Origin of the sequence: Rhodoferax sp., from assembly GCF_025354435.1 — a bacterium.
Taxonomy (GTDB): domain Bacteria; phylum Pseudomonadota; class Gammaproteobacteria; order Burkholderiales; family Burkholderiaceae_C; genus Rhodoferax_B.
On record NZ_JANXMU010000054.1, the window covers coordinates 1 to 11,218 of the forward strand.

Below are 11,218 nucleotides of genomic sequence, written 5' to 3' on the forward strand. Positions count from 1 at the left end.
CACCAAGCCCTGGCCCGACGTGTACCTGGCGGCCGCCGCCGCTTTGAACGTGGACCCCGCCCGCTGTGCCGTGGTGGAAGACACCACCACCGGTGTGCGCGCGGGCGTGGCCGCCGGGGCCACGGTGTTCGGCTACGCGCCCGCCACCTCCGGCCACGTGGACGCGCAGGCGCTGCTGGAGGCGGGGGCTTTCTGCACGTTTACCGACATGGACCAGTTGGCGGCGCTGCTGGTGTGAGCCCGTTTACGGTGTGAAGGTGGGCAGCCCTAATTGGCTGAGTACGGCATTGCCTGCCGTGCCGTTCAGGCGAAGCACTTTCGTGCTGGATAGCTTGTCTTTGTAGCCAAAGTACACCTGGCCTGCACGTTCCACAAACACCCGGTCGTAGGTCAGCTCGGCAAACGCAGCCGGCATGGCGCTGAACGTCATGACACGGGCGTCACCCATGGTAGTGATGGTGTAGGTGCCGGTTCCCACGGACGTGCAGTTGCGGGTGGAGCCGTTGATGGAGCGCTGCAGGCAGCTGTAGAAGGTGACGGCATTGCTGCTGCCCCCTGCAAAAGATACCCGTAGCCGTTTGTTACCGGTGTAGTAACCCGTCGCCGTGGTGCTGGTGCCCAGCGGGGCGTTGCCCAGGGTGCCGATGCTGGTAGTGGTGTTACCCCAGCCGGTGTTGGGCAACAGGCTGGAGAAGGTTTGCCCGTTCAGCCCGGGCTGTGTTCCAGTAGGCAAGATGCATTGCGTGCCAGGGTTGCGGGCGATCATCGTCTCCAGCGTGACGGCCTGGCTCGCGTTGCTGCTCTGCGTGGTGTTGCAGGCTACGGCGCTGTTGGCGATGGCATCGCCGCCTGCGGCCACTGCGGCATCGGCCACGGTGACGATGTTGCTGGTTTGCACGTCATATGCCATTGCCAATGCCGTGGTGACCTGGGTTTGAACGTTCAGCCTGGAGCCCGTCGGGAAGGTGGCGGTGCCCACGCTGGCCGTCGTCGTTCCGGTGAACCAGAGTGGCGCTTTGCCCCAGTTGCTGCCGTCGGTGCGGGTGGCCTGGATCAGCGCAAACACGTTGGCCATGGTTTGGCCTTCGATGTTGGTGACGACCCGCTGGGAAGTCCCTTTTTCCAGGTTGTCGCAGTAACTGTAGGTCCAACGGCCCTGTGCATCGTGCACAGTGCTGGTGTTCTGGGTGCTGGTGGTGCAGCCTGTCCAGGCGCTGCCGTTCCAGTGCAGATCGCCCGCGCGGGCAGAGTCACTGTTGACTGCCCATTCCGTATCCACCCCGGCCACCCGCGCGTGCCGGATGGAGCGGTAGCGCACCAGTCCGTTGGCGTCCGGGGTGTTTTCAGCGGCGGTAGAGGCGAATACGCGGGTGTACCAGTTGCTGGTGTCACCGGCGTTGACCCAGTCCAGCGCAAAGCTGGCAACCGGGGTGCTGCTTGCGGTGTCAACGACTGCCGGGGTCTTGGCCAGCGCCACTGCTGCGGCGACGGTGGCCGATGTCAACCCCGCGTTGGCCAACACGGTGGTTACGGCGGCGGCAATGGCGGCTTTGCAGGCGGCAGAGGTTTTGTCGGAGCATGCGGTGATGGCGCTGCTTTCTGCCACTGCCGCTGCCAGCAGATTGCTTGCGTTGTTCAAAATGGCTGTTTGGACATCTGCCGCTGCTAGGGTGGACGAGGCCAGGGTGGCCGTCTGGTTCTGGATGGCTGCGACCAGTATCCGTGCAGCGTTGGCAGTCTGGGTGTCCAGCGTGGCCACGTAGTTGGCCATGGGCGAACTGCTCAGGCCTGCCTGCGATTGCACAGCGGCGGCGGCGGCGGCGGTGCTCAAGCCCTGTGATGCCACGATCTGCTGCACCAACGTGGTCAGCGGGCTGATCACCGCTATTTGGTCCGCTGGGGCCGTCAAGGTGTAGGCCGTGGCGGCTGTGATGGGGGTGTCCGGGCTGTCCATATCGACCGCCCCGGGACCCACGATGGCCAACACCGGGTGTTTGCCCAGGTCCGTGTTGGGCACGGCAAAGCTGACAGTGCCGTCTGCGCCCGTGGTGCCTTGTGGCTCGCCGGTATCGCAGGCGCCGTTTTCGTTTACATCCAGGCAGACCGTGGCATCTTTGATGAGACCGTCCATCACGGTCATGGCGACATTGGTGGTGGCCGGTGCAACGGCGACGGGGCTGCTGCCGCCGTCTCCACCGCAAGCGGCCAGCACGGCGAGCGCGGCGCCTGACAGTGTCCATTTCATATGCTTTTTCATGGTGTCTCCGTGGGTGGTGGGCAAAGGGTTTTTTGCGAGTTGTGTTTTTTTGCAAATAAATACATTTTCTTTTGATCTAAGGGTCGCCACAATAGTACAAATGCACTATGGGAGCGCACTTTTTATGGACGACTTGCGCGACCAGCCACCGGACTTCAGTACCTTGCTGCTCAGGCTTTACCGCCTGGCGCAGGAAATGCCTATCCAGCATTTTCAGGATGCGGCGCTGGCGCAGATCAAGCAGGTGCTGCCGTTTGACTCATCCGTGTGGGGCACGGCCACCACGCACCCGCAGGGTATCGATATCCATACCGTGCACCTGCACGAAAGCTCGCCCGAAATGCTGCAGGGCTACGAGTCGCTGAAGCAACTGGACACTGCTGCGGCCACGGTGTTTGGCAAGGCCCATGTGGTGCGGGCGTTTCATACAGATAGCTGGTTTGCCAGCCCCGAAACACGGGAGCTGCGGGACTTTTTGCACCGGTTTGGGCATGCAAACATGTTGATTGCCGCCGATGGCAACCCCCGCACCCAGTTTGTCCACTGGGTCAGCCTGTTTCGCCGCCAACGGGACGCGCACTGCACCGAAGACGAGTGCGTGCTGTTGGCCCAGTTGGCCCCCCATGTGATGCAGGCGCTGGCGCTGAACCGGGTGATGCATCTGGACCATCTGCTGGTCGCGGGCAAGGCCTTGTCGGCCCACGGCAGCGCCATTGCCGATACCCGTGGGACGCTGTACCACGCTGATCCTTATTTTCACGCCTTGCTGCAGGCGGAGTGGAGTGGTTGGCGTGGCCCGGTGCTGCCGAGGCAACTGATGGACACCGCCCTGCTGGGGGTAGACCGGTTTGCGGGCCGGGCCATGGTGTTGCGGTTTTACGTGGAGCATGGCCTGCTGTTTTTGAAAGCCCGTGCCCGCTGCCTGGTGGACCAGCTTAACGCCCGCGAACGGGGCATTGCCCAGCGCATTGCCGGGGGTGCAAACCACAAGGCGATTGCCCTGGCGCTGGGCCGCTCGCCCGCCACGGTGCGCAACCAGATCCAGGCCATCTACGAAAAGCTGCAGGTCAGCAACATCGCCATGCTGATTGAGGCGCTGCGCCGGGCGGAGTAGCGTGCAATCGAAAACGGTGCATTAATAGAATCTAACAATCAAATGTGTTTTTCTAATTGGCGTAGGCAATCGCATCGCCGTAAGATCGCCCCTGTTCACAACGACTACACCCTACAGGAGCCCACGATGTCCATTGCTAGCCAACGCCCAGAAATCAAAACCCTTGCCAACCTTGAGTCCGCCTTCGCCGGCGAATCCATGGCCCACATCAAATACCGCTACTTCGCCAAGCTGGCGCGGGAAGCCGGCGACGAAGCCACGGCCAAGGTGTTTGAAGCCACTGCCGACCAGGAAGTGATGCACGCCTTCGGCCACCTGGACCTGCTCTACCCCAAGGCCAGCATGACCCCGGCCAAGGCGCTGCAGATCGCCATCGACGGCGAAACCTACGAGTACACCGAGATGTACCCCGGCTTCCGTGCCACTGCCGAAGCCGAAGGCAATGCCGCCGCCGTGGCCGAGATGGACGAGCAGATCGAAGAATCCAAGGTCCATGCCGCCCAGTTCGTCGCCACCCTGGCCAAGGCCCAAAAACGTTTCGCCGCCCTGGCCAAGGTCGAAGAGCGCCACGCCAACCACTACCAGGCTCACCTGGATAGTTTGACCGCCACGGCATAATCACTACGCTTTTCATAGCTGCTAGCGTAGGTTGAATATGCGCTAGAGGCACTTTTTATATAAAAACCGAGAAATCCCCATGAAAACCTATATCTGTATCGTTTGCGGCTTTGTGTACGACGAAGCTACGGGCCGCCCCGAAGACGGCATCGCCGCAGGCACCCTGTGGTCCGACGTGCCCGCCAGCTGGGAATGTCCCGACTGCGGCGTGGCCAAGGCCGACTTCGAGCCCGTCGAAATCTAAAATTCCTGCATGAACCATCCTCTCCTCATCATTGGCGCGGGCCTGGCCGGTTGGCAGGCGGTGCGCGAGTTCCGCAAGCTCGACACCACCACGCCCGTCACCCTGGTTACCGCGGACGCGGGCGACTTCTACGCCAAGCCCACGCTGTCCAACGCGTTTGGCCAGAAGCGCGGCCCGGCGCAGCTGGTGACCACCCCGGCGGCCACCATCGCTCAGACGCTGAACGTCACCTTGCTGTCGTACACCCAGGTCACCGCCATCGACACTGCCGCCCAGGTGGTGCAGACCAGCACCGGCCCGTTGGCTTACCGCGACCTGGTGTTGGCCACCGGTGCACAGCCCATCCGCGTGCCGCTGGCGGGTGCCGCGGCGGACCAGGTGCTGTCGGTCAATTCGCTGGCTGACTTTGGCGTGTTCCACCAGCGCCTTACCGCGCTGGGTGAAGGCGCCCGCGTGGCCATCATGGGTGCGGGCCTGATTGGCTGTGAATTTGCCAACGACCTGGCCGGTGCAGGCTATGCCGTGGCGGTGGTCGATCCGTCGGATCGCCCCCTGGCCGCCTTGCTGCCGCCCACCGCCAGCGTCCAGTTGCAGGCTGCGTTGGAGGGCCTGTCGGTGCAATGGCACCTGGGGACCACGGTGCAAAGCGTGGAGCCGCAAGCCGGTGCGCTGTCGCTCACCTTGGGCAACGGCCAGAGCATTGCTGCCGACATCGTGCTCAGCGCGATCGGCCTGCGGGCCGACACCGCGCTGGCCCAGGCCGCAGGCATTGCCTGCGAGCGCGGCATTGTGGTGAACCGCCAGTTGCAAACCAGTGCCCCCCACGTGTGGGGGCTGGGCGACGGCGCGCAGTACGCCAGCGCGGCTAGCCCCGGCGCGCCCACTGGCCGTACCTTGCCCTACGTAATGCCCATCATGGCGGCGGCCAAAGTGCTGGCAGCGAATCTGTGCGGCACCGAAGCCACGCTGGAATTCGCCGCCATGCCAGTGGCCATCAAAACCCCGGCCCTGCCCATCGTGGCGCACCCGCCCGCACCCGGCCATCTGGGCGCGTGGGTCGAGCAGACCTTGGGCGAATGGTGGTTTGCCCCGGCAGACGCACCCGAGCGCGCACACGGCTTTGTGCTGACCGGCACGCACACCAGCAAACGCATGGCGCTGGTGAAGCAAATGGTGGCGGTGGTTTAAACCTCGACCGATAGGCATGCGATGGGGCGGAGCGATCCGCCCCATCGCTTTTTTGCGGTCAATGTGTATAATTTTTTAAATATATACACACGAGGGCGTTATATGCGCACCAACATCGTCATTGACGACCAGCTGATGGATGCCGCCATGCAGGCCGGGGGCTTCAAAACCAAGCGCGATGCGGTGGAAGAAGGCCTGCGCCTGCTGGCCCGCCGCGCGGCTTACCAAAACCTGCGGGCTCTGCGCGGCAAGCTGCAGTGGAGCCTGGACGGCGACTGGAGCACCAGCGACGGCCACAGCGTGCAAGAGCCCCGCCCTGATTTCCGGGCCAAGCCGCTGTGATCACTGCCGATTCCAGCATCTGGATCGACTACTTCAAAGGCGCGGCCACCCCGCACACCGAGGCGCTGGATGCCGTGCTCAACGACAGCGCGCGCGAACTGGTGCTGCTGGACGTGGTGCTGATGGAAGTGCTGCGCGGCTTTCGCCACCCGCAGGAGCTACGGCTGGCGAAACAGGCCCTGGCTGCCTTGCCGGTGGTCACCGCCGGTGGCGAAGCCATCGCCTTGCTGGCTGCCGACATCTACCGCGAGCTGCGCCACAAAGGTCTCACCGTGCGTAGCCCTATCGACCTGCTGGTGGGGGCCTGGTGCATCCGCAACGACTGCGATCTGATCCAGAACGACCGCGATTTTGAGGGCATGGTGGCGTTCATGGGCTTACGGGGGGTGCAACACTTCCCGTAGCATCAGGGGGTGCGGTAATCTGTGTCGCCGTTCATGTACCCAGACACTGCATTTATTCTAAAAAACCAAAGAGACACCATGAAGATTGTTACAACCGTCCAGCGCCTGTGCTTTGCACTGGGGCTGGCCGCGCTGGTGCCTTGCGCGCTGGCCCTCGAAATCCCCGGCAACCCGCCTGCCAAAGACATTTTGGACCAGCAGGTCACGATTGGCGCGCGTAGCTTGGTGCTGCCCGAGGGCCGCTGGACCTACATTGCCCAGGCGCAGTGGACCACGTCGCAGGGTCCGCCGCCGCGATCACCGGTGTATGCGGCCTACGCCATGGACGTGCAAAACGGCCGCATGCGTAGCGGCATTGTGCTGGAGATGCCCTCGCGCACCACCTTGGGGGCCGACTGGAAGGCCGAGCGCTGCAACTCCCACAACCCGCAATACAGCGAAGACTTTGGCAGCACCCTGGCCCTGCCCGAGTGCCTGCAAATCTTCAAACGCACCGGCCACTTGCTGGGTATCCAGGCCGACTTCTATGCCCAGGCCCAGCAGTGGGTGCAGGCCAAGTCGGTGCGCCTGCCCGGCCCGGTGTACGAGGTGGTCTATACCAAGTACGCGCACAACGACTATGGCCGCATCCGTGTATTCGTGCCCGCCCAGTCGATGGACAACGACGAAGAGATGCTGGCCTGGGCCAAGCAGTTGCCCGATGCGCTGCGCAGCCTGATGGAAAAACGTGACACCAGCGCCAAACTGCCTATGCTGCCGCCGCTGCCCGCCGAAGCCGTGGTCGACACCACGGCCGTGCTGCCGCTGGCGTCCGGAGCTGCGCCGATGATTGTTCCCTACACCGCGTCGGGCTTCGCCAAGGTAGACGACATCGATGCCCTGCCTTTTAAAACCGAAACCGTGCGCAAGATCTACCGCCAGTGGCTGGACCTGCCGCTGCCGCGGGCGTTTGCGTTCTCGTCCGAAAAGGTGATCGCCACCGCGGGCCTGGACCCGGCCGATGTGACCGAACCCGCCGACCCGTCCGACCGTGCCCTGGCACGCTGCCGCCGCATCAGCAAGACCCCGTGCCAGCTGTACGCGGTGGACAACGTGGTGGTGTGGGTGAAACCAGCCGACGCCCCGGCTCCCTAAAACTACTGCCCTATGGATAGCTTCAGCACCTGGTTACAAACCCTGGGCCACAGCGGCGCCAGTACCGCTGCAGACGCGTTGGCCCAAGGCAGCGCGCATCTCGACATGCCTGCGTTGCTGGCCCTGGCCGCCGCGCTGGGCTGGGCCAGTGGCATCCGCCTGTACGCCGTGGTGTTTGTCACCGGGCTTACCGGGGCGTTGGGCTGGTGGCCTTTGCCTGCCGGGCTGCACGTGCTGCAGCACCCGGCGATGCTGGCGGCCAGCGGGGCGATGCTGTTTGTGGAGTTTTTTGCCGACAAGATTCCGGGGTTGGACACGGTGTGGGACGTGCTGCATTCGGTGGTCCGCATCCCCGCCGGGGCGGCGCTGGCCGCGGCCGTGTTTGGGGCTGACGGCGGCACCATGGGCGCGGTGGCCGCCTTGCTGGGCGGTTCGCTGGCCGCCACCTCGTTCGCCACCAAGGCCGCCACGCGGGCGGCCGTAAACACCTCGCCCGAGCCTTTTTCCAACGTCGCCCTGAGCTTCCTGGAAGACGGCATGAGCATGGGTGCGCTGTGGCTGGCGGCGCACTACCCAGTCACCTTCGGCGTGGTGCTGTGCGTGGTGCTGGTCCTCAGCATCTGGCTGCTGGTGCTGCTGTGGTCTTTTTTAAAGGCCTTGGTGCGGCGGGTACGGGGCTGGGTGGGTGTGGCAGAAATTTAAGAAAAATAGGCCTGTAGCGCATACGCCACCTACGCTAGTAGCTATATAAACGATAGTATTTCAGCGCGTTCCCAACAAGGCAAACTGGGCGCCTTGCGGGTCGGTGCACTGCAGAATCCACATGTTGCCGGGTACTTCCATGGGGCCGTTGAGCACCTGCCCACCGTGCGCACGTACCCGGTCTGCTGCCGCGTCGATCTGCTCCACGTGGATGTAGTACAGTCAGTTGGCCCGTGTGCCGCCGTCGGCGCGCCGCATCATGCCGCCGACCGGCGCGGCACCGGTGGCAAACAGCTGGTAGATGCCCATCGGGCCCATGTCCATGGCCTCGGCGGCGGTCCAGCCAAACAAATCGGCGTACAGGGCGAAGGCGGCGGTGTCGTCCACCGCGTGCAGTTCGTTCCAGCCAAAGGTGCCCGGCGTGCCTGCGGGCGGCGGGGCAGGGCGCTCGGCAGGCAGGCCCTTGAACAACGCGAACACCGCGCCTTGCGGGTCGGCCACCATGGCAAACCGGCCCACGCCGGGGATGTCGGTGGGCGGATAGTGGACGGTTCCGCCCACTTGCACCATGCGTGCGGCGTGGGCATCCACATCGGGCACAGCGATATAGCCGCACCAGCCGGGTTGGGCCCCGGCCGCCTTGGCTTCGGCGGGCAGGGTCATGATGCCGCCCACCTGGGTGCTGCCCGCCGATGCCAGGGCGTAGCGCATGCCGGGCATGCCCGCGTCCTGTGTCGTCCAGCCCACCACGGCCTGGTAGAAGGTCTCGGCGGCCGGGCCGTCGCTGGTCACCAGTTCGTACCAAACAAATTCGCTAGGGGTGCTTGCCATGGATGTCTCCGTAGTGGAATGGGAGGGCAAATTCTAGGAGTTTGCCCGCGCGCCAGCAGACACAATATGCGGAAAATCTGAAACAAAAGGAAACTTGGATGCGGATCGCTTTGTACAACCCCGATGGGGCGGCGCAGTTCTGGATCGACGGGCTGCACGCCGTCTGGCCCGAGGCCGAAGTGGCCTTGTGGAGCCCCGGCAGCCCTGCGGCGGATTTCGCCATCGCCTGGGCCCCGCCGCAGGCGTTTTTTGACGAGCAGCCGGGCCTGCAAGCCGTGTTCAACCTGGGTGCGGGCGTGGACGCGTTGATGCGCTTGCGCATTCCACCGCAGACTCAGGTGGTGAGGCTGGAAGACGCGGGCATGGCGGTGCAGATGGCCGAGTACGTGTGCCACGCCGTGCTGCGGCATTTTCGGGGGCTGGATGCCTACGAGGCCGATGCCCGCGCCGGACGCTGGCGCAAGCAGGATGTGGTGGTGCGCAGCGACTTCCCGGTGGGTGTGATGGGCCTGGGCGTGCTGGGCACGCGGGTGGCGCAGGCCCTGCGGGGTTTTGAATTCCCCGTCAACGCCTGGAGCCGCCAGTCCAAGGTATTGGCCGACGTGCGCGGCTTTGCCGGTGCCGAGCAGTTGGATGCCTTTTTGGCCGCCAGCAAAGTGCTGGTTTGCCTGCTGCCGCTGACAGTGGACACGCAAAACATCCTGGACCACCGCAGCCTCTCCAAGCTGCAGCAGGGAGGCTATGTCATCAATGTGGCGCGCGGTGCGCATCTGGTGGATGCCGACCTGCTGGCCTTGCTGGACAGCGGCCACCTGGCCGGGGCCACGCTGGACGTGTTCCGCACCGAGCCACTGCCGTCCGAGCACCCGTTCTGGGGCCACCCGCAGATCCACATCACCCCGCATATTTCGGCGCGCACGCTGGATGCGGAAAGCCTGGCCCAGATCATCGGTAAGCTGCAGGCGCTGCTGCGAGGCCAGCCGGTGGACGGTGTGGTGCATCGCGATCGGGGTTATTGATGTGCGGCGCTGAACTCAAGCCCCTGCCTGAAGGCGTGCAACGGGTGGCTGCGTTGCTGCAGGCGCAAGGCCACCCCCAGCTGCCGCGCCTGCTCGACGATGCGGCCCGCACCGCGCAGCAGGCGGCCGATGCGCTGGGCATTGCGGTGGGACAGATCGCCAAGAGCATCATTTTTCGCCGCCTCTCCGACGATGCTGCCGTGCTGGTGGTGACCTCGGGCGACCGCCGGGTGGACGAGCAGAAGGTCACCGCGCTGGTGGGGCCGGTGGGGCGGGCCGACGCGGCGTTTGTGAAGGCCCGCACGGGCTTCAGCATCGGCGGCGTGGCCCCGGTGGCGCATGCGGTGCCCAGCGTCACCTTGATCGACCAGGAGCTGTTTCGGTTTGCCGAGATTTGGGCGGCTGCTGGGCATCCGCACGCGGTGTTTGCGCTCTCGCCCGATGAGCTGGCGCGGTTGACCAACGCGCCGGTGGTGGACGTAACCCTGTGAGTACTATGGATTTAATAGCTGCTCGCGCAGACGCTATCTGCGCTGGAGGCCAAAAATATGCTGAAGTACTATCGCCCTGTGTAGGCATCTGCCAGATGGACGCAGTGGGCCAGCTTTGCACCGGTAGCCTGCGCACGCTGGACGAGATCGGTGCCTGGCGCGGTCTGGACGCGCCGGGCCGGCTGGCGGTGTGGGCCCAGATTGCCCGGCGCGCCCAAGCGGCTCCTGGCTAAAACGTAAAAACCGTCCGGGCGGGTCTGATCGAAGGTATTCGACCAGACCCGCGCGAACGGTTTGGGGTGGCCCGCTCAGAGGGCCACGCTGGGGGGACCGCTTTTAGTGTCCCGACGCGCCCGATGCGCCGTACCCGGTTTCAGAACGTACTTGCTGCGATTTGAAGGCATCGCGTTCTTTGGCGGCTTGCGGGCTGCGGTCGAGTACCGAGAACAGCCAGATGCCGACAAAGCCGATGGTCATGGAGAACAGCGCAGGCGAGGTGTAGGGGAACAGGGCCGAGCCCTTGGCGTAACCCAGCGTCACTTCCCACACTGCAGGCGACACGATGGTCAGGCCCACGGAAGAGATCAAGCCCATAAAGCCGCCAATCACCGCGCCGCGGGTGGTGCAGTCTTTCCACAGCACGGACATGAACAGCACCGGGAAGTTGGCCGAGGCGGCGATGGCGAAGGCCAACGAGACCATGAAGGCGATGTTTTGCTTTTCAAAGGAAATGCCCAGCACGACGGCGATGATGCCCAGCACCACGGTAGTCAAACGCGACACCCGCAATTCATTGGCGCTGGTCGCTTGCCCTTTCTTGAACACGGTCGCATACAAGTCATGCGACACGGCCGAGGCACCCGACAGCGTCAAG

Annotated in this window: 15 protein-coding genes and 1 pseudogene; 12 read left to right on the top strand and 4 right to left on the bottom strand. The window is 64.3% G+C overall.

From position 1 onward, the window contains the following. Positions 1–238: HAD family phosphatase (locus Q0T48_RS14590; RefSeq protein ID WP_295957432.1), on the top strand; the 238-nt coding region annotated here is incomplete at its 5' end. Between the two features lie 6 nt (positions 239–244). Here the strand turns inward: Q0T48_RS14590 and Q0T48_RS14595 are convergent. Beyond that, positions 245–2,257: a hypothetical protein gene (locus Q0T48_RS14595; protein WP_295957434.1), complete on the bottom strand. Its 2,013-nt coding sequence runs from the start codon at positions 2,255–2,257 to the stop codon at positions 245–247. Between the two features lie 124 nt (positions 2,258–2,381). Between Q0T48_RS14595 and Q0T48_RS14600 the strand changes: the two genes are divergently transcribed. From Q0T48_RS14600 to Q0T48_RS14635, 8 genes are all read left to right on the top strand, one after another. Then, entirely contained in the window at positions 2,382–3,371 is a 990-nt protein-coding gene (locus Q0T48_RS14600) for a LuxR C-terminal-related transcriptional regulator (RefSeq protein ID WP_295957436.1), read from the top strand. 126 nt (positions 3,372–3,497) lie between these two features. Further along, a complete protein-coding gene (locus Q0T48_RS14605) occupies positions 3,498–3,989 on the top strand; it encodes a rubrerythrin family protein (protein ID WP_295957437.1) in 492 nt (163 codons plus the stop codon). A gap of 79 nt (positions 3,990–4,068) precedes the next feature. Further along, complete coding sequence (locus Q0T48_RS14610) at positions 4,069–4,233, top strand: rubredoxin (RefSeq protein WP_295957439.1); 165 nt, start codon at positions 4,069–4,071, stop codon at positions 4,231–4,233. Positions 4,234–4,242: 9 nt separating this feature from the next. Continuing rightward, positions 4,243–5,421, top strand: a complete 1,179-nt coding sequence (locus Q0T48_RS14615; RefSeq protein ID WP_295957441.1) for an FAD-dependent oxidoreductase — start codon at positions 4,243–4,245, stop codon at positions 5,419–5,421. Positions 5,422–5,523: 102 nt separating this feature from the next. Then, positions 5,524–5,763, top strand: coding sequence for a type II toxin-antitoxin system VapB family antitoxin (locus Q0T48_RS14620; protein WP_295957443.1), 240 nt, complete (start codon positions 5,524–5,526; stop codon positions 5,761–5,763). Continuing rightward, on the top strand, positions 5,760–6,167 hold the full coding sequence (locus Q0T48_RS14625) for a PIN domain-containing protein (RefSeq protein ID WP_295957446.1): 408 nt from the start codon (positions 5,760–5,762) through the stop codon (positions 6,165–6,167). The genes Q0T48_RS14620 and Q0T48_RS14625 overlap by 4 nt, the downstream gene beginning before the upstream one ends. Positions 6,168–6,245: 78 nt before the next feature. Beyond that, entirely contained in the window at positions 6,246–7,301 is a 1,056-nt protein-coding gene (locus tag Q0T48_RS14630) for a hypothetical protein (RefSeq protein WP_295957448.1), read from the top strand. A 105-nt stretch (positions 7,302–7,406) separates the two neighbouring features. Beyond that, complete coding sequence (locus Q0T48_RS14635) at positions 7,407–8,003, top strand: DUF4126 domain-containing protein (protein ID WP_295957460.1); 597 nt, start codon at positions 7,407–7,409, stop codon at positions 8,001–8,003. A gap of 60 nt (positions 8,004–8,063) precedes the next feature. Here the strand turns inward: Q0T48_RS14635 and Q0T48_RS14640 are convergent, their stop codons facing one another. Next, entirely contained in the window at positions 8,064–8,210 is a 147-nt protein-coding gene (locus Q0T48_RS14640; protein ID WP_295957450.1) for a VOC family protein, read from the bottom strand. A 15-nt stretch (positions 8,211–8,225) separates the two neighbouring features. Beyond that, a complete protein-coding gene (locus tag Q0T48_RS14645; RefSeq protein ID WP_295957452.1) occupies positions 8,226–8,834 on the bottom strand; it encodes a VOC family protein in 609 nt (202 codons plus the stop codon). A 98-nt stretch (positions 8,835–8,932) separates the two neighbouring features. On the opposite strand from Q0T48_RS14645, the gene Q0T48_RS14650 reads away from it, so the two are divergent. From Q0T48_RS14650 to Q0T48_RS14660, 3 genes are all read left to right on the top strand, one after another. Next, positions 8,933–9,853, top strand: coding sequence for a glyoxylate/hydroxypyruvate reductase A (locus Q0T48_RS14650; protein WP_295957454.1), 921 nt, complete (start codon positions 8,933–8,935; stop codon positions 9,851–9,853). Then, positions 9,853–10,344 (top strand): YbaK/EbsC family protein, encoded by a 492-nt coding sequence (locus Q0T48_RS14655; RefSeq protein ID WP_295957455.1) that lies wholly within the window; start codon positions 9,853–9,855, stop codon positions 10,342–10,344. The genes Q0T48_RS14650 and Q0T48_RS14655 overlap by 1 nt, the downstream gene beginning before the upstream one ends. A 95-nt stretch (positions 10,345–10,439) precedes the next feature. Next, complete coding sequence (locus tag Q0T48_RS14660) at positions 10,440–10,577, top strand: DUF1289 domain-containing protein (protein WP_295957458.1); 138 nt, start codon at positions 10,440–10,442, stop codon at positions 10,575–10,577. Positions 10,578–10,680: 103 nt separating this feature from the next. On the opposite strand, the pseudogene actP reads toward Q0T48_RS14660, so the two are convergent. Next, a pseudogene (gene actP / locus Q0T48_RS14665) lies at positions 10,681–11,218 on the bottom strand (cation acetate symporter); the annotation flags it as partial.